Source organism: Pedobacter sp. CFBP9032, from assembly GCF_034045265.1.
GTDB lineage: Bacteria > Bacteroidota > Bacteroidia > Sphingobacteriales > Sphingobacteriaceae > Pedobacter.
In genome coordinates this window covers 28,037-45,009 of the sequence record NZ_JAXCWE010000017.1, presented here as the reverse complement: position 1 = coordinate 45,009, position 16,973 = coordinate 28,037, and the positions used below count along the sequence as shown (strand labels likewise).

General features: G+C 37.4%; 19 protein-coding genes and 1 pseudogene. 16 read left to right on the top strand and 4 right to left on the bottom strand.

Features of this window, described 5'->3' with window-relative positions; translation table 11 throughout:
• Nucleotides 1-38: 38 nt before the first annotated feature.
• From recJ to SOM16_RS21720, 7 genes are all read left to right on the top strand, one after another.
• Nucleotides 39-1,742, top strand: coding sequence for a single-stranded-DNA-specific exonuclease RecJ (gene recJ, locus SOM16_RS21750; protein WP_320466100.1), 1,704 nt, complete (start codon nucleotides 39-41; stop codon nucleotides 1,740-1,742).
• Between the two features lie 130 nt (nucleotides 1,743-1,872).
• Complete coding sequence (lptB, locus tag SOM16_RS21745) at nucleotides 1,873-2,613, top strand: LPS export ABC transporter ATP-binding protein (protein ID WP_320466099.1); 741 nt, start codon at nucleotides 1,873-1,875, stop codon at nucleotides 2,611-2,613.
• A 9-nt stretch (nucleotides 2,614-2,622) separates the two neighbouring features.
• Nucleotides 2,623-4,143 carry a GH3 auxin-responsive promoter family protein gene (locus SOM16_RS21740; RefSeq protein ID WP_320466098.1) on the top strand — a complete coding sequence of 507 codons (1,521 nt, stop codon included), beginning with the start codon at nucleotides 2,623-2,625 and terminating at the stop codon, nucleotides 4,141-4,143.
• A gap of 100 nt (nucleotides 4,144-4,243) precedes the next feature.
• A complete protein-coding gene (locus SOM16_RS21735; protein ID WP_320466097.1) occupies nucleotides 4,244-4,672 on the top strand; it encodes a YkvA family protein in 429 nt (142 codons plus the stop codon).
• Nucleotides 4,656-4,976, top strand: a complete 321-nt coding sequence (locus SOM16_RS21730) for a DUF2752 domain-containing protein (protein ID WP_320466096.1) — start codon at nucleotides 4,656-4,658, stop codon at nucleotides 4,974-4,976. Before SOM16_RS21735 ends, SOM16_RS21730 begins: the two co-directional genes overlap by 17 nt.
• A gap of 3 nt (nucleotides 4,977-4,979) precedes the next feature.
• Nucleotides 4,980-5,447, top strand: coding sequence for a CCC motif membrane protein (locus SOM16_RS21725; protein WP_320466095.1), 468 nt, complete (start codon nucleotides 4,980-4,982; stop codon nucleotides 5,445-5,447).
• Nucleotides 5,448-5,548: 101 nt separating this feature from the next.
• Nucleotides 5,549-5,959 (top strand): BrxA/BrxB family bacilliredoxin, encoded by a 411-nt coding sequence (locus SOM16_RS21720; protein ID WP_320466094.1) that lies wholly within the window; start codon nucleotides 5,549-5,551, stop codon nucleotides 5,957-5,959.
• A 165-nt stretch (nucleotides 5,960-6,124) separates the two neighbouring features.
• On the opposite strand, the gene cdaA is transcribed toward SOM16_RS21720, so the two are convergent.
• Both cdaA and folP read right to left on the bottom strand, forming a co-directional pair.
• On the bottom strand, nucleotides 6,125-6,916 hold the full coding sequence (cdaA, locus tag SOM16_RS21715; RefSeq protein WP_320466093.1) for a diadenylate cyclase CdaA: 792 nt from the start codon (nucleotides 6,914-6,916) through the stop codon (nucleotides 6,125-6,127).
• A 61-nt stretch (nucleotides 6,917-6,977) separates the two neighbouring features.
• Complete coding sequence (folP, locus tag SOM16_RS21710; RefSeq protein ID WP_320466092.1) at nucleotides 6,978-7,832, bottom strand: dihydropteroate synthase; 855 nt, start codon at nucleotides 7,830-7,832, stop codon at nucleotides 6,978-6,980.
• 100 nt (nucleotides 7,833-7,932) lie between these two features.
• On the opposite strand from folP, the gene SOM16_RS21705 reads away from it, so the two are divergent.
• From SOM16_RS21705 to SOM16_RS21690, 4 genes are all read left to right on the top strand, one after another.
• Entirely contained in the window at nucleotides 7,933-8,475 is a 543-nt protein-coding gene (locus SOM16_RS21705) for a DUF1599 domain-containing protein (protein ID WP_320466124.1), read from the top strand.
• A gap of 62 nt (nucleotides 8,476-8,537) precedes the next feature.
• Nucleotides 8,538-9,692: a BT_3928 family protein gene (locus tag SOM16_RS21700; protein WP_320466091.1), complete on the top strand. Its 1,155-nt coding sequence runs from the start codon at nucleotides 8,538-8,540 to the stop codon at nucleotides 9,690-9,692.
• A complete protein-coding gene (locus SOM16_RS21695; protein WP_320466090.1) occupies nucleotides 9,689-10,744 on the top strand; it encodes an ABC transporter permease in 1,056 nt (351 codons plus the stop codon). Before SOM16_RS21700 ends, SOM16_RS21695 begins: the two co-directional genes overlap by 4 nt.
• Nucleotides 10,745-10,785: 41 nt before the next feature.
• A complete protein-coding gene (locus SOM16_RS21690; RefSeq protein ID WP_320466089.1) occupies nucleotides 10,786-11,334 on the top strand; it encodes a shikimate kinase in 549 nt (182 codons plus the stop codon).
• Here SOM16_RS21690 and crtD read toward each other — a convergent pair.
• Nucleotides 11,331-12,803, bottom strand: coding sequence for a 1-hydroxycarotenoid 3,4-desaturase CrtD (gene crtD, locus SOM16_RS21685; RefSeq protein WP_320466088.1), 1,473 nt, complete (start codon nucleotides 12,801-12,803; stop codon nucleotides 11,331-11,333). The two genes, SOM16_RS21690 and crtD, sit on opposite strands and share 4 nt — an antisense overlap.
• Before the next feature lie 41 nt (nucleotides 12,804-12,844).
• Between crtD and SOM16_RS21680 the strand changes: the two genes are divergently transcribed.
• The 5 genes and pseudogenes from SOM16_RS21680 (at nucleotide 12,845) to SOM16_RS21660 (ending at nucleotide 16,142) form a co-directional block, all read left to right on the top strand.
• Nucleotides 12,845-13,336: a virulence RhuM family protein gene (locus SOM16_RS21680; protein WP_320466087.1), complete on the top strand. Its 492-nt coding sequence runs from the start codon at nucleotides 12,845-12,847 to the stop codon at nucleotides 13,334-13,336.
• Nucleotides 13,337-13,590: 254 nt separating this feature from the next.
• Nucleotides 13,591-13,827, top strand: a pseudogene (locus SOM16_RS21675) (Fic family protein); the annotation flags it as partial.
• A gap of 123 nt (nucleotides 13,828-13,950) precedes the next feature.
• The gene (locus SOM16_RS21670) at nucleotides 13,951-14,061 is read left to right on the top strand and encodes a phenylalanyl-tRNA synthetase subunit alpha (protein ID WP_320466086.1); all 111 of its coding nucleotides are present in this window, start codon (nucleotides 13,951-13,953) and stop codon (nucleotides 14,059-14,061) included.
• A gap of 184 nt (nucleotides 14,062-14,245) precedes the next feature.
• Complete coding sequence (gene rlmD, locus SOM16_RS21665; RefSeq protein WP_320466085.1) at nucleotides 14,246-15,658, top strand: 23S rRNA (uracil(1939)-C(5))-methyltransferase RlmD; 1,413 nt, start codon at nucleotides 14,246-14,248, stop codon at nucleotides 15,656-15,658.
• Nucleotides 15,659-15,728: 70 nt separating this feature from the next.
• Nucleotides 15,729-16,142 carry a hypothetical protein gene (locus tag SOM16_RS21660; protein ID WP_320466084.1) on the top strand — a complete coding sequence of 138 codons (414 nt, stop codon included), beginning with the start codon at nucleotides 15,729-15,731 and terminating at the stop codon, nucleotides 16,140-16,142.
• A gap of 122 nt (nucleotides 16,143-16,264) precedes the next feature.
• Here the strand turns inward: SOM16_RS21660 and SOM16_RS21655 are convergent, their stop codons facing one another.
• A complete protein-coding gene (locus SOM16_RS21655) occupies nucleotides 16,265-16,969 on the bottom strand; it encodes a head GIN domain-containing protein (protein WP_320466083.1) in 705 nt (234 codons plus the stop codon).
• Between the last annotated feature and the right edge of the window lie 4 nt (nucleotides 16,970-16,973).

Here is a 16,973-nt window from a genome sequence, read left to right as displayed (position 1 = left end):
AATTAAAAAAGTATATTTACTGTTCGGAAACAAATATAATGGAAAAAAGATGGGTGCCGACATCAATTTGTAATGATGACACGGTAAAGAACATAGCGGAACAACTTAATATAGACAGATCATTAGCTCAAATTTTAGTACAAAGAAACATTTGCGACTTTGATCAGGCCAAATACTTTTTCAGACCAGAACTGGCTCATTTACATGATCCTTTTCTAATGAAAGATATGGATAAAGCCATTCAAAGAATAGAAACGGCCTTATCCTCTCACGAAAAAATTCTGATTTATGGCGACTATGATGTGGATGGAACCACATCTGTAGCCCTTGCCTATAGTTTTTTCTCGCAGCTTACTGAAAATATAGAATATTATATCCCGGATCGTTACCTGGAAGGTTATGGGATTTCTACTGCCGGAATTGATTATGCCAACGAAAACGGTTTTTCACTGATTATTGCATTAGATTGTGGCATAAAATCTTTAGATAAAGTTGATTATGCGAACAGTTTTGGCATTGATTTCATTATTTGCGATCACCATTTACCAGGGGATGAAATTCCTAAAGCAGTTGCAGTTTTAGATCCTAAACGAGCAGATTGCGAATACCCATTTAAAGAATTGGCAGGTTGCGGCATTGGTTTTAAGCTGGCACAGGCTTATGCGCAAAAACACGATCTTCCGAGCGAATCTTATCTTCAATACCTGGATTTAGTAATGGTCAGTATTGCGGCAGATATTGTTCCGGTAGTGGGAGAAAACAGAATTTTAGCTTATTACGGCTTAAAAAAACTGAATACCAATCCTTGTGAAGGTTTGCGGGCATTGATGGAAGTTTCCGGGAAAACAGAGCATTATACCATTACAGATGTGGTATTCACATTAGGACCAAGAATCAATGCTGCGGGCAGAATAGACCATGCAAAACATGCCGTGGCGATGTTGCTTTGCCAGGTAGACAGTAATTCTTTAGAGCAAAGTGAATCTATCAATCTCAAAAATACAGAACGAAAAACATACGATCAGGATATTACCCGTGAAGCTTTGGCTTTAATTGCTGATAGCGACATATTAATTAATCGCAAAACGACAGTAGTCTTTAACGAAAACTGGCATAAAGGCGTTATCGGGATTGTAGCGTCACGGTTAACTGAAAAATATTACCGACCAACAATTGTGCTTACCAAGTCTAACGGCCATGTAGCAGGGTCTTGCCGTTCTGTGGTTGGTTTCGATTTGTACGAGGCTTTAAGCGGATGTGCAGATCTTCTTGATCAATTTGGAGGACATAAATTTGCAGCTGGTTTAACCATGCAGGAACATAATGTTGAAGCTTTGGCGAATAAGTTTGAAGAAATTGTTTCGGCCTCCATTACTGAAGAATTGCTAACACCGATGATTAAAATAGATGCTGAAATTGAATTGGCACAAATTGATGGTAAATTCTTTAGGGTTTTATCGCAAATGGGCCCTTTCGGACCAGAAAATTTATCTCCTGTATTTGTATCAAGCCAGGTGTATTTAGATCGTTTGCCAATGGCTGTGGGTGCAAATCATTTAAAAATTAATATAAAACAACAAAATTCGCCTACTTTTGAATGTATTGCATTTGGCTTGGGAGAATTTCAGAATCTTTTACAACCAAAGGTGCCATTTTCTGTTTGTTATACAATTGAAGAAAATGTTTGGCGGGAAAAACGCCGACTACAGTTAAATATAAAAGGAATTAAGATAAAAGAGTAAGGATAAAGGAATAAGGAGCAAAGAGTAAGGAACAAAGAGTAAAGAGCAAAGAATAAAGAGCAAATATAAAAGCTTAACTGCTCAGTCTTTAATCCATGATCTTTGTTCTTTTCTCCATAAATAAATATGAATGATATTACGAGCCGAAAATCTGGTTAAAAAATATAAACAGCGAACCGTTGTTAATGATGTATCCTTCAGCGTAAGCCAGGGTGAAATTGTGGGTTTGTTAGGTCCGAATGGTGCTGGTAAGACGACTTCATTTTACATGATTGTGGGTTTGATTAAGCCAAATGAAGGACGGATTTTTCTGGAAGATGAAGATATCACGCAAGATGCTATGTACCGCAGGGCGCAAAAAGGCATCGGCTATCTGGCTCAGGAAGCATCTGTATTTAGAAAGCTTACCGTTGAAGATAATATTCTGGCCATTCTGGAAATGAGCAATCTCAGTAAAGAAGAGCAAAAGGATAAACTAGAAGAGCTTATTAATGAGTTTAGTTTGCATAAAGTTCGTAAAAACCGTGGTGACCTGTTGTCAGGAGGGGAACGTAGGAGAACTGAGATTGCCCGTGCGCTGGCTGCAAACCCTAGTTTTATCTTGTTAGATGAACCATTTGCGGGAGTAGATCCGATTGCAGTGGAAGAAATTCAAAGCATCGTAGCAAAACTAAAACATAAAAACATTGGTATTCTAATTACCGATCACAATGTGCAGGAAACGCTTTCCATTACCGATAGAGCCTATCTGCTTTTCGAAGGGAAAATTCTTGAACAAGGTGTGCCGGAGGTTCTAGCAGAGAATGAAATGGTTCGGAAAGTTTATCTGGGATCAAACTTTGTATTGAAACGCAAAAAATTTGATATTTAATTACAGAGCATGGCGATTGTAAATTCGATTTTTACCTGGCTGATGAAGAAGCGGATCCATCAGATCGAGCTTTTTATGAAATATCCCCATGATGTGCAGCAGGAATGGTTTCATAATTTAATTGATAGTGCAGAGAATACGGAGTGGGGTAAAATGTATGATTATAAATCTATCCTCACGCCTCAACAATATCAGGAACGTGTTCCTATCCAAAATTACGATACCCTTAAGCCGTATATAGAAAGGATGCTGGCTGGCGAACAGAATATTTTGTGGCCATCAGACATTAAATGGTTTGCAAAATCATCGGGGACCACGAGTGACAGAAGTAAATTTATACCCGTTTCCAAAGAATCTTTAGAAGAATGTCATTTCAAGGGGGGCAAAGATATGCTTTCCATTTATTGTAATAACCGACCGGATAACCAGATGTTTACCGGAAAAGGTTTGGTGTTAGGTGGAAGCCACCAGGTAAATCAACTCAATGAAGATTGCTTTTATGGCGATTTATCAGCGGTGCTGATCAAAAATTTACCCATCTGGGCAGAGTTTTACCGCACGCCTGATATGTCTATCGCTTTGATGGATAATTACGAAATTAAAATGGATAGGATGGCAGAAGCCACTATTCAGGAAAACGTGACCAGCATTTCTGGAGTGCCAACTTGGACAATCGTTTTGGCTAAAAAAGTTCTGGAACTTACGGGCAAAAATAATTTATTAGAGGTTTGGCCAAACCTGGAAGTTTACATTCACGGGGCGGTGAATTTTGCACCATACCGCGAACAATTTAAGCAGCTTATCCCTTCATCAGATATGTATTATCTGGAAACTTATAATGCTTCTGAAGGCTTTTTCGGGATTCAAGATCAGGATAATTCTGAAGAAATGCTGTTGATGTTAGATTATGGAATCTTCTACGAATTTATCCCAATGGAAAATATTGGGGAAGAAAATCCGAAAGCCTTATTATTAGGAGAGGTAGAACTTCATAAAAACTACGCCATCGTGATTTCTACAAACGGCGGTTTATGGCGCTACATGATCGGCGATACCATTCAGTTTACATCGCTCTCACCGTATCGCATAAAAATTACCGGCCGTACCAAACACTTCATCAATGCCTTTGGAGAAGAAGTGATTATTGATAATGCAGAGCAGGCATTGAAAAAAGCTTGTCAGGAAACTGGCGCAGAAATTAAAGATTATACTGCTGGGCCCATTTATTTTGCCGGCGAAAAAGCGGGTGGGCATGAATGGATCATCGAGTTTGATAAACAACCTGAGGATTTTGAAAAATTTATCGATGTAATGGACAACACCTTACGGGAGATTAACTCAGATTACGATGCCAAGCGTTTTAAAGACATGGCGCTGTGCAGACCGATCGTACATAATGCACCAGCAAATACCTTTTACAATTGGCTAAAAGCGAAAGATAAGTTGGGTGGTCAGCACAAGGTTCCTCGTTTAGCAAACGAGCGAAAATATGTAGATGATATTTTGGAAATGATCAAAATTTCTATTTAACTACCATCGAAAATAAAAACCTTAAGTGACTGGATCACGTTACCAAGCATGCGGAAGATAATTATGACACTTTTGGCCGTTAATTTGTAAGGCATTTAGCATGAAGTTGAATAGACGAAAAATATTGGATTTCTTCCGGAAATCTGAGAATAGGGCAACCGAAATATTGAACGATAAATCGAAAGCTAATAAAACCATTAAAGATGCTTTAGGCAAGGCTATTACCAACAAAGGCGCCTTGGATGGTGTTTGGGCTAAGATGGTTCTGTTGTTTGGCGTAGCAAAAGATTATGTAAATGGTGATTATACCGAAATCCCTAAAAGGTCTATTGTAGCTATTTTAGGTGGACTAATTTATTTTTTGTCGCCGATAGATGTCATTCCCGATTTTGTCCCATTTCTGGGATTTATAGATGATATTTTTATTCTTAATCTGGTTTATAAACAGGTGATTAAAGATCTTGATAAATATAAAGAATGGAAAGATAGTCAGATACAAATTATTGATATTGATGGCAGCACCATCTAGTTTTCTTGATTGGCTGAACCATCACCTGTTTACCTGCCCTTTTAAGTCGCATTTTGGGATAGATTGCCCAGGTTGTGGATTTCAAAGGTCTGTAATCGCTTTACTTAAGGGAAACTTTTTAGAATCTTTGAAATTATATCCAGCAACAATTCCATTTTTATTTGTTTTGATTTTTATGCTCGTGCATATCAAATATGACTTCAAATTTGGGGCACAGATTATTAAAATCACTGTTGCTGCTATTGCAGTAATTATCTTAATCAATTATATTTATAAAATATACACTTACCAACTTATCATCTAAATTATGTCAGAAGAACAAGAAAGACCTCAGGAAAACCAACCCATCAATTTAAATAAACCAGAAATACCTGAAGCAAATGCCGGGAATACGGGTTTTACAACACCTCCACCATTTCAACAAAACCCACCATTTGGCCAATTTGGTGGTGGCATGGGGCACCAGAATTTACCGAATGCTACAGCGGCATTGGTTCTCGGCATTATAGCCATTCCTGCCTGCTGTTTTTACGGAATATTCGGTTTGATTTTCGGAATTATTGCCTGGATATTAGGTGCAGGGGATATTAAAAAATATGAGCTAAATCCAACTCTTTACACAGAATCATCCTATAAAAATGCTAAAGCAGGGAAGATTTGCGGAATGATCGCAACTATATTAAGCGTTGTATTTATTATTCTCGTAATCTTAGTTGTGGTAGGTGCAATTACACACCCGGCAGCTTACGATCAATTCTTTAAAGGAATTCAATAAACAGCTTGCTAATTTTACCTAAAAAATATAAATCGGATGACGCATGCCATCCGATTTTCTTATTTTTGTATTATTCAAATTGTAAATAAAAATTAACAATAATGTATCCAGAATATTTAGTAGAACCAATGCGTAAGGAATTAACTAACGTAGGTTTTGAAGAATTAAAAAATGCAGAAGAGGTAGACCAGGCTATTAAAGGCGAAGGAACTGTATTGGTTGTTGTAAATTCGGTATGTGGTTGCGCGGCAGCAAACGCTCGTCCGGCAGCCAGAGCTGCAGCAGCACATGAAAAACACCCTAATAAATTGGTAACTGTTTTCGCAGGTATGGAAAAAGAAGCTGTAGATAAAGCAAGAAGCTATATGATGCCTTTTCCTCCATCATCACCAGCAATGGCGCTTTTTAAAGATGGTAAATTGGTTCATATGATCGAACGTCATCAAATTGAAGGCAGGCCAGCACAAATGATAGCTGATAACCTGATTGGTGCTTTCGAGCAATACTGCTAGTTTGGGAGAACGGTAAAAGAACAAAGAGCAAGGATTAAAGATATGATGTCTACAACCCTTGTTCTTTAATCTTTGCTCCTTAATCCTTGCTCTTTGTTCCTTGTTCCTTGCTCCTTAATCCTTGCTCTTTGTTCCTTAATCTTTCATCCTTGCTCTTAAACGCTTCTAAAAGTCTTTATTAAGCAATTTCTCTAGCTCGCCGAACGATACATTCATTCTTACCCGACCTTGTTTAGCATAAGATATTTCACCTGTTTCTTCTGAAATAATCACTGCAACAGCATCTGTAGTTTCAGAAACACCAATACCAGCACGGTGTCTTAATCCAAACTGCGAAGGCAGCTGATCATTATCTGTTAAGGGTAGAATACAACTGGCACTTTTAATCTTATTTTCTGATATCACTACTGCACCATCGTGCAACGGACTATTTTTTTGAAAGATACTTTCTAATAGACGTTTCGAGATTTTGGCATCCACTACTTCACAGCTGTTCGCAAAAAATTGTTCATCATAAAACTTAACAAAAACAATAAGTGCACCGGTTCTGGTCTTCTTCATCGTTTTACAAGCATCTATAATTGGCTTAATACGGGTAAGGTTGTTTCTTTCAATCTCCTTTCTTCCGAACAGATAACCCCACCAAGCCTTGTTTTTTTGTAAAAACGCATTTTTTCCAATCATTAACAAAAACCTTCTGATTTCGGGATGGAAGATTACGATCAGGGCAATGATTCCTACACTCATAAATTTCTCTATGATGGTCGTAAGCAATTCCATGTGCAGGCCTTTTACAACCCAATAAAATATCGTAATAATGAACATGCCTACCAGCAGGTTTACAGCAAGCGTATTGCGGATAAGGGTATAAACATAATAGATTAATAGGGCAACCAGCACAATGTCTACTACATCTGTTACAGATATTTTAAGAAAATCGAAATCAAAACCTTTCATTTAGGGCAATTTATGAAAATAAGTTTAAAGTATTTAATTGATAATAATCCGGATAAAACAATTAGCCCTTTAGCCTTTTTAACAATTCGATACATTCAATAGCTTCTTTAACATCATGAACCCGCAATATACCGGCACCTTTTTGCAAAGCAACAGTATTTAAAATGGTCGTGCCATTCAATGCTTCATTGGCGGTGGTGTTGAGTGTTTTATAGATCATTCCTTTCCGGGAGAAACCTACCAGAACCGGAAGCTTAAATATTTTGAAAGCATCGAGTTGATTTAGTAACTCGTAATTATGTTCGATGGTTTTCCCAAAGCCAAAACCAGGGTCAATAATGATGTCGTGGATATGCAGTCCTTTTAATTTGGCAACTTTTTTTGCCAGATAATCAATCACCTCGAGTGTGACATTTTCATAGGAGGGGTTTTTATGCATGTTTTGCGGAGTGCCCTGTATGTGCATCATGATGTAGGGTACCTGCAAGTTCGCAACGGTTTCAAACATTCCTTCGTCGATCTCTCCGGCCGAAATATCGTTGATGATATGGGCGCCAGCCAGTATGGCATCTTTTGCAACGCCCGCCCGGAACGTATCAACTGAAATAATCGTTTCCGGAAATTCTTCCATGATGCTTTCTATCACGGGAATCAGTCGGTCAGCTTCCTCGTTTTGAGAAATGTCAGTGGCGCCAGGCCTGGAAGAATAGCCGCCAATATCGATAAAGGTGGCGCCATCGCTTAAAAAGCGTTCGGTTTTAACCAAAGCTTCATCGACAGACTTTATTCTACTGTTACTGTAGAAAGAATCTGGCGTAATGTTCAGGATAGCCATCACTTTTGGTGAGCTTAAATCAAGAAATCTTCCCTTAATGTTGATACTTTGTTTGGGTTCAAAAAAGTTTTTTTCTGCCATGGTAAGCCCTTTCGGGATTTGAGTTTCGCTATAAAAATGTATCTTTAGCTTTTGTTTTTTCAAGACAAAAATACACTAAAACTTAATTATATTGGCTTTGATACCAACAAATACCGCTGTAGAATTTGATGAAGTGATTGCAGTTTGCAGATCATTGTTTCTTAAAAAAACAAAAGATTATGGAACAGCCTGGCGTATTTTAAGGCCACGCTCCATCACCGATCAGATTTTTATAAAGGCACAACGCATTCGGACACTGGAAGAGAAAAAGGTAAGTATGGTTGGTGAAGGAATTGTTTCAGAGTATATTGGTATCATTAACTATTGTGCAATTGCGATGATTCAACTCGAGTTAAGTGAGGCCGACCCATATGAACTTCCATTTGAACAGGTTGCCAGTTTATTTGAGGAAAAGATAACAGAAACCAAAGAATTAATGTTTGCGAAAAACCATGATTATGGCGAGGCCTGGCGTGATATGCGGATCAGTTCTTTAACTGATCTGATTTTAATGAAAGTTTTTCGGGTGAAACAGATTGAAGATAATGATGGAGAAACTTTAGCTTCTGAAGGCGTTAAAGCCAACTATCAAGACATGCTTAACTATGCTGTATTCGCACTGATTAAGTTAGGTGTTAAGTAATTCATGGTTATTTTAATAAAACCAGCTTTCGTGAAGCCAATGCATTTTAATATATAATACTAATGAGAAATATACTTCTAAGCTTTTCCCGATTTTTTGTAGGTGCATTATTTATCTTTTCAGGATTAATTAAGGCGAACGATCCGCTAGGATTTGGGTATAAACTGCAAGAATATTTCGAGGTTTTTCACCTTAACTTTTTAAGTCCGGCGGCAACAGGCATAGCCATTTTGCTCTGTACGTTGGAAATTGTATTGGGTGCACTGCTCATCTTAGGCTTTTGGAGTAAAAAGGTAGCTTGGGGTTTATTGCTTTTAATCATATTCTTCACGTTATTAACCTTCATTTCAGCAGCATTTAAAGTAGTAACCAGCTGTGGTTGCTTTGGCGATGCCATTCCACTAACACCATGGCAATCTTTTACTAAAGATTTGATTTTATTGGTATTGATTTTGATTATTTTCATTAATAAAAATGCAATTGAGCCTTTAGTTAAGAAAGCATCCAGTCAGCGTAATCTTGCAGTTGCGGTAACGATATTATCGCTAGGCTTCGGTTTATACACCTATAATGTTCTGCCTGTAATTGATTTCCTGCCCTATAAGATCGGTGCTCATATTCCATCATTAATGGTAATTCCTCCGGGAGAAAAGCCTGATGAATTTGAGATCATGTATCACCTCAAGAACAAGAAAACGAAAGCAGAAAAGGATATGAGTGATAAGGATTACCTTAAAACTGAAATCTGGAAAGATAATAACTGGGAAATTATTGGCGAACCCATCAAACGTTTAGTAAAAAAAGGCTACGAACCAAAGATTAAAGACCTTGTGATTAGTGATGCTTCAGGTACAGACTATACTAAGGAAATCATTGAGAATCCTTATTATAGTCTTGTTTTTGTGGCTTACGATTTAAACAATACCAACGAAAGTGCGATTGGAAAACTGAATGCCATTGCCATCAATGCAACACAGCAATTCAACATCCGCACAGTCTTGTTAACCTCGAACGCGGCCCAAGATGCAGAAGCTTTTGTGAAAAAGAATAACTTATTTTCAGAAGTTTTTTATGCTGATGCTGTTCCGCTAAAAAGTATGGTAAGGGCTAATCCGGGAATTATATTATTGAAAAATGGGGTCATTGTAAACAAATGGCATAATCATAATGTACCTACTTTTGATCAGTTGAGTAGAAAATACTTTGATGTACAATGATTGGATATATCCTGAAAAAACTACTTTATGGTCTCCTGGTAATGGGCGGTGTAGTGTTGGTGGTTTTTGTGCTTTTCAATATTTTACCCGGCGATCCGGCAAGGATGACGATGGGGCAACGGGCTGATGTACAATCATTAGAAGCCGTTAGAAAAGAATTTGGATTGGATAAATCGAAGCCTGTTCAATTTCTGTTATATATTAATGATCTTTCACCGATCAGTGTGCTTGATAATGATAGTAACACTAAGGCAAAATATAACTTTGTTAAACTCCTTAGTTTTGATACAAAGGTATTGGCGTTGAAATGGCCATACCTGCGTAGTTCTTATCAAACTAAAAGAGATGTTACTGCCATTTTATCAGAAACAGTTCCGAATACCTTCGTTTTAGCGCTCACCGCAATGATTTTTGCAACTGTAATTGGTGTATTTCTTGGTGTACTTTCTGCGGTTTACAAAGATACCTGGATAGATAAATCTGCAAATGCTTTTGCTATACTTGGCATTTCTGCACCATCTTTTTTTGCTGGAATCATTATCGCCTGGATCTTCGGCTTTGTACTTAGTGATTATACGGGCTTAAAAATGAGTGGAAGTTTATATTCATATGATCCGTTTAACGGTGAAATTTTAACTTTACGAAATTTGTGGTTACCCATGATTACTTTGGGTTTAAGGCCACTGGCGATTATCGTCCAATTAACAAGAAGTGCCATGCTCGATGTTTTGGCGCAAGATTATATTCGTACCGCAAAGGCAAAGGGCTTGAGCAGAAATGCCATCATTTACAAACATGCGTTAAAGAATGCCATGAACCCGGTAATTACCGCAATCTCTGGTTGGTTTGCCTCATTACTTGCAGGTTCATTTTTTGTGGAATATATTTTCGGTTATAACGGCCTGGGCAGAACAACGGTTACGGCGCTAGAAATGTCTGATTTTCCGGTAGTTATGGGGTCTATATTGTTTATTGCCTTTATTTTTGTGGTGATTAATATACTGGTAGACATCCTTTATGCCTATGTAGACCCGCGTGTAAAATTGGCTTAAAACCAATCATCATCATCAAATAAATCATTAACACTATTAACATGAATACTGAAGTTTCGCATTCCACATTAGCAGATTCAAAAGTTGGAGTTATCTTCCTGGTTGGTTACATGGGTTGTGGGAAAAGTACCAAAGCAAAGCAACTGGCTCACCGGTTAGATTGTCCGGTTATTGATCTGGATACCGAAATAGTGAACAAATCCGGTAAAACAATAGCCGAGTTTTTTAGTGCTTTTGGTGAAGGCGGCTTTCGTGATTATGAAAGCGATATGCTTAAAACGTTCCATTATCCTGAAAAATGCATCGTGGCCACAGGCGGTGGATTACCTTGTTTTTTCGATAATATGGAGTGGATGAATGCTAATGGAACAACTGTTTACCTTCAAATGGAACCTGCTCAACTGGTATCAAGATTACAAAAGAGGCAAAAGCGACCGTTAATCAAGGACCTGGATGACGAGCAGTTATTAAATTTTATTACCGAAAAGCTCGCAGAGCGAAATCCTTTTTACACACAAGCCAAAGTGATTGTAAATGCTTTTGATCTGGATGCAGAAACCCTTGAAAAAGCGATAGCCAATGTACGCTAAGCAGGCAGGTTATCTTCAATAATTTTAGCCGAAAGAAGTGCCAATGGAATTCCACCTCCAGGATGTACGCTGCCTCCACAAAAATATAGCCCGCCGATTTTTGAACTAAAATTTGGATGCCTTAAAAAAGCAGCAAACTGGTTATTAGAGCTGTTTCCATAAAGGGAGCCTTGATACGATCCGGTTTTACTTTCAATGCTCCTCGGATCGAGAATTTGTTCGCTGATAATTTCCCGCTCTATATTTCTGTTCAAAATGCGGCTAACTTTCTTGATAATGTTTGCTCTCGCTTCTTTAATTAACAAGTCCCAGTTTTGTCCAGTATTCGCAGGAACATTAATCATCACAAACCAATTTTCACTGTCGTTCGGTGCTTCGCCTCGGAGGTGTTTCGCCGTAATATTGATGTAAACGGTAGGGTCTTCGCAAATGGTTTTTTCCTTCCAGATTGCATTAAATTCACTTTTATAGTCTTTGGCGAAAAGAATGTTGTGTAATCCCAGGTCACTGTAATTTCCATCCATAGCCCAGTAAAAAATTAAGGCCGAACTGCTGCGTTCCTGATTTAATAACTTTTTTGGCGCATCAATACCTGTAAGTAGATTTTTATAGGTAAACCAAATGTCGAGGTTGGAAACCACAACGTCTGCTTTATAAATTTTGTCGGAAACCTTTACCCCTTGAATTTTAGATTTCGAAGCATCAGTAAAAAGAATTTCTTCTACTTTCTGGTTGTAGTGAAATTTAACATTCAATTCTTCAGCTAATTTTACCAAAGCAGTAACAATGCCGTACATGCCATTTTTAGGTAGAAAAGCACCAAAATGGTATTCAAAATGAGGGATGACGTTCAAGGTTGCTGGCGCCTGGTAAGGATCGGAGCCATTATAGGTAGCATAGCGGTTAAACAATTGAGCTATTCTTTCATCCTTAAAATATTGGTGATTAGCTTTGCTTTGCGATCGAAATGGATCAATTTGCAAAAATTTAAAAACGGATTTAAGTGTATCCCAATGTAAATAACTCTTCCATTTATGTAAGGTGCGTTCTAGAAACACCCGATGCGTAATCTCGTAAATCGTAGCACTTTTTCCTAAAAAATAGTAAACCTCTTTAGCGGTAGAACTCGTTTTTTCTTCAATTTCTTGCGCAAAAAGATCAATATTAGACTTTGCGGTTAACTTTAACCCATCCTCATAGAAATAGCGACAAACTTCTTTCAGTTTGATATATTCAAAATAATCTTTCGGATTTTTACCTGCGATTGTAAAAAGTTCATCAACATATTGAGGCATGGTAAATAGGCTGGGCCCGGTATCAAACCTGAAACCATTCATTTTGATTTCACCTAATTTGCCACCCGGTTTGGAGCTGGCTTCAAAAACATCCACCTGATAACCTTTTACAGCTAGTCGAATCGCGGAGGCAATTCCCGCGATCCCAGCCCCTATAACTATTGCTTTTGGCATGGCACTAAAATAGGATAAAATATTTTACCAATTTATAGCAGATGAACAACGGCGAAATTATTATTTATAAAAATGAAGATGGCTTGCCTGCCATTAATGTTCCCATGCAGAATGATACGGTTTGGTTTTCGCAACAGCAGATATCTCTGTTGTTTGATAGAGATTATAAAACAATCTCCAGGCATATTGGTAATATTTTCAAAGAAGGTGAATTATCAAAGGAAGCAGTTGTCGTAAAATACGCGACAACTGCCAGCGATGGAAAAACCTATCAGGTTGAACATTATAACTTAGACCTTATCATCTCTGTTGGTTACCGTGTAAAATCAAAAGAAGGAACAAAATTCCGTATTTGGGCGAATCAAATTCTGAAAGATTACCTTGTAAAAGGCTATGCTTTAAACGATAAAAAACTTAAGGCACAGGAGCTGCAACTTAAAGAGTTAAAGGATGTGATAAAATTAATTGATCAGGTTCAGCATAATTATGCACTTGATCAAGCAGAAATGAAGGATACCTATAAATCCTGTTAGATTATGTTTATGCATTAGATATTTTAGGTCAGTACGATCACCAGCAGCTCGAACATAAAACGTCAGATTTAAAATCTTTATTCCGTATTGACTATGATTCAGCTATTGCGGCCATTAAAGATTTACGTGTAAAATTTGGTTGGAGTAAATTATTTGGTAATGAAAAAGATCAATCTTTCAATAGCTCCTTGTCAACCATTTATCAGACTTTCGAAGGTGCTGAATTGTACCCAAGTCTCTAAGAAAAAGCTGCAAATCTATTGTATTTTGTGGTAAAGAATCATTCTTTTTCTGATGGCAATAAGCGCATCGCTGCGTTTTTATTGGTTTGGTTTCTTGATAAAAATAAAATGCTTTATCATCAAGATGGTACAAAGCGAATAGCAGACAATGCCTTGGTTGCTTTAACCTTGCTTATTGCACAAAGCAATCCGGAAGAAAAAGATATGATGATTAAAGTAATCATTAACCTGATTAACTTCAAGAACTAATTTAGTAAAGGTGCTTCCTAAAACATAAATTTTCTAACGTAATTTTAACAAAACATTAATTTATACCATTTTGGTTTTCGGTATAAAATTTGTATTATTGTGATAATAGAGAGGTTTTTTATCATGAGCAAAGAAATTTTAGAATTTTCTGTACTAGTAGATGAGAAATTTGACCTTAAATTTAATTGGTTGGATGGCTTTTGGGGCGTTGCACTTAAATTTTTTGGAAAATAATTTTTTATAGCTTATTTTTTGTTTGAAGGTGTTCTGCACCTGATGAGAATATTAGTGCCTTAATTTTCGAATTTTATTCTCTTAATTGCCTTTTTTATTTCAGTAGCCCCGCATTTTGCGTTCACTTTTTGCATTAGCCTTTCCACTTTAGTCTTTCAGCTTTTAGCCCTATATTTGCAGGATAATGAGTAGAAGAAAACCAGGTACGGTAACTATAATTCCAAACGTACATATAATTGATATTGCTGAAGAAGGAAAAGGCGTTGGCAAGGCCGATGAGTTAGTGATTTTTGTCGACAAAGCTGTTCCTGGCGATGTTGTTGATGTACGGTTAACAAAAAAGAAAAAGAATTTCGCGGAAGCAATTATTGAGCAATTGCATGAGAAATCTGAATTACGCACAGATCCTTTTTGCCCTCATTTTGGAACTTGTGGCGGCTGCAAATGGCAACACATGGGCTACGATTCTCAACTAAAATTTAAGCAAAAAAATGTAGAAGCTGCATTACAGCGTCTTGGTAAAATAGATACTTCAAACACAGAGCCTATTTTAGGGTCGGTTAAAAACAGGTATTATCGTAATAAATTAGAGTTTACTTTCTCCAATAAACGTTGGTTGGATAGAACGGATATAGATCGTGATGAAGACTTTGATATGAATGCCTTAGGCTTTCACGTTCCCTTGCGGTTTGATAAAATTCTGGATATTGAGCATTGTTATCTGCAAGATGAACCTTCTAATTCAATTAGAAACGCCGTTAGAAAATACGCCCTTGATCATCAGTTATCATTCTATGATTTACGAAACCACGAAGGTGTATTGCGCAACCTGATTATTCGTACCTCTTCTACAGGCGAGGTTATGATTGCAGTTGTTTTTGCCTACCCGGATGAAGATCAGATAAGTGGTTTGATGAATTTCCTGAAAACAGAATTTTCTCAGATTACTTCTTTATTATATATTGTTAATCAAAAGAAAAATGATACGATCTTTGATCAGGACGTTCATTTATTTGCTGGTCGCGATCATATTTTTGAAGAAATGGACGGGATCCGTTTCAAGATTGGTGTGAAATCTTTTTACCAAACCAATTCTGAACAAGCTTTTGAATTGTATAAAATTACCAGAGATTTTGCAGAATTTAAAGGCGACGAATTGGTTTACGATTTATATACCGGTGCAGGTACCATTGCTAATTTTGTTGCAAAAAATGTAAGGCAAGTGGTAGGAGTAGAGTATGTCCCAACGGCTATCGAAGATGCAAAATTCAACTCTGCGTTGAACGGGATTGACAATACGCTTTTTTATGCTGGCGATATGAAAGATATTCTTACTGCTGATTTCATCAATGAACACGGTAAACCTGATGTAGTCATTACTGATCCACCGAGAGCTGGTATGCATACTGATGTGGTACAACGTTTACTGGAAATGGAATCTGAAAAAATTGTGTATGTGAGCTGCAACGCCGCAACGCAAGCCAGAGATTTGGAGCTATTGAGCGAAAAATATGAGGTTGCTAGAATTAAACCAGTTGATATGTTCCCACATACACAGCATGTGGAAAATGTGGTTTTGTTAAAATTAAAAGGATAGAATTTGAGAATAATTGAATGTATATAGTGATCGACCTTCATTCAATTACGCATTCAAAATTTAATTAGTAATGGATAGAGAAGAGTTATTAAATGCCACACCAGAAGATAGTGGAGAGCCGCAGAAAAAACAGGAAAGTCCGCTGGTAAGCCTGGAAAAAGATTTAGCGTTTTATGCTGACGCGATTAAAGAGGTTGGGATTGAAATTATGGTAGAAGGTATTTCTGCTCATCCAATTTTTATTGCCCACCAACACCAGGTTAGTATTGGTGAGATGATTTTAAATAAAGAAGAATTAAATACAGATTGGTCTATTCAGGCATCAACTTTGGAAGAGTTCGTTGAAAAAGGAATCATCACTAAAGAGAAAAAAGAGCCTTTTTTAAAGGTATATAAAAGACCTGAAGATTATATGTGTGTTTTCGTAATTGTACCGGAAGGCGCAAATTTCGTTTATTACCCCTACAATAAATCTAAGCGGTAGATTATAAAACGAGTCTGCCAAATATATTCATAAAGGAATAGTTTGTTCAATGTCCGTTAAAAAAAAATAAGCCGCTTTGCATCCACAAAGCGGCGAATTTATCATTAACTAAACTAAAGTTCTTAATTCACGTGATGAACATCGCCACTTTTTGAGCTGGATGTTTTATGCAATGACGCATCTCCTTTGTAGCTTACATCACCACCGCCACTTGCCGAAGCCTCCAATCCTTTATTCACATAGATATTAACATCAGAACCTCCTGATGCCTGTACTTTTGCATAATCGGTAACCAATTCAAACGCATTCACATCACTTCCGCCGCTAGATTGGATCGTCATATTTGTTGCTTTACCTTTAAGGCTTATATCGCTGCCACCGCTGGATTGTACAGTTAAGTCATTGCTTACTAAAGTCAATTTTACATCTGATCCTCCAGAAGCCCGGATTGCAAGCTTATCAGTTTTTATTTGATTTTGGGTAAATACATCTGATCCGCCCGATGCTGCAATTTCATTCAGTGTTTTATAATTTACATAGGCTTTGATTACACGGTTTTTAAACATGCCGCCCCATTTAATGCCATCTTTAAACTTAATTCTGATATCATTTCCATTTTGCTCCACCACTACATCCTTCAGCGTCTCACTATCAGCTTTTACCATCACGCCTTCGCTATTGCCTTGTGTGAGGTACAGATCAATTCCACTGCTAATGCCAATACTAGTAAAGTTTTTTACCGGGAAGCTTTTGCTATCCTGGGCCTTTGCTACATAGGCCGAAAAGGCAATAAATAATAAAGCAGATATTCTGATCAGGTTTTTCATAATT

Bases quoted from the DNA above. Each gene is read 5' to 3' on its own strand.
- SOM16_RS21730 (WP_320466096.1), top strand. From the start codon at position 4,656: ATGGCAGCACCATCTAGTTTTCTTGATTGGCTGAACCATCACCTGTTT.
- lptB (WP_320466099.1), top strand. From the start codon at position 1,873: ATGATATTACGAGCCGAAAATCTGGTTAAAAAATATAAACAGCGAACC.
- SOM16_RS21680 (WP_320466087.1), top strand. From the start codon at position 12,845: ATGAACAACGGCGAAATTATTATTTATAAAAATGAAGATGGCTTGCCT.
- SOM16_RS21695 (WP_320466090.1), top strand. From the start codon at position 9,689: ATGATTGGATATATCCTGAAAAAACTACTTTATGGTCTCCTGGTAATG.
- SOM16_RS21670 (WP_320466086.1), top strand. From the start codon at position 13,951: ATGAGCAAAGAAATTTTAGAATTTTCTGTACTAGTAGATGAGAAATTT.
- recJ (WP_320466100.1), top strand. From the start codon at position 39: ATGGAAAAAAGATGGGTGCCGACATCAATTTGTAATGATGACACGGTA.
- SOM16_RS21655 (WP_320466083.1), bottom strand. From the start codon at position 16,969: ATGAAAAACCTGATCAGAATATCTGCTTTATTATTTATTGCCTTTTCG.
- rlmD (WP_320466085.1), top strand. From the start codon at position 14,246: ATGAGTAGAAGAAAACCAGGTACGGTAACTATAATTCCAAACGTACAT.
- SOM16_RS21725 (WP_320466095.1), top strand. From the start codon at position 4,980: ATGTCAGAAGAACAAGAAAGACCTCAGGAAAACCAACCCATCAATTTA.
- SOM16_RS21720 (WP_320466094.1), top strand. From the start codon at position 5,549: ATGTATCCAGAATATTTAGTAGAACCAATGCGTAAGGAATTAACTAAC.
- cdaA (WP_320466093.1), bottom strand. From the start codon at position 6,916: ATGAAAGGTTTTGATTTCGATTTTCTTAAAATATCTGTAACAGATGTA.
- SOM16_RS21735 (WP_320466097.1), top strand. From the start codon at position 4,244: ATGAAGTTGAATAGACGAAAAATATTGGATTTCTTCCGGAAATCTGAG.
- SOM16_RS21660 (WP_320466084.1), top strand. From the start codon at position 15,729: ATGGATAGAGAAGAGTTATTAAATGCCACACCAGAAGATAGTGGAGAG.
- SOM16_RS21700 (WP_320466091.1), top strand. From the start codon at position 8,538: ATGAGAAATATACTTCTAAGCTTTTCCCGATTTTTTGTAGGTGCATTA.
- folP (WP_320466092.1), bottom strand. From the start codon at position 7,832: ATGGCAGAAAAAAACTTTTTTGAACCCAAACAAAGTATCAACATTAAG.
- SOM16_RS21740 (WP_320466098.1), top strand. From the start codon at position 2,623: ATGGCGATTGTAAATTCGATTTTTACCTGGCTGATGAAGAAGCGGATC.
- crtD (WP_320466088.1), bottom strand. From the start codon at position 12,803: ATGCCAAAAGCAATAGTTATAGGGGCTGGGATCGCGGGAATTGCCTCC.
- SOM16_RS21690 (WP_320466089.1), top strand. From the start codon at position 10,786: ATGAATACTGAAGTTTCGCATTCCACATTAGCAGATTCAAAAGTTGGA.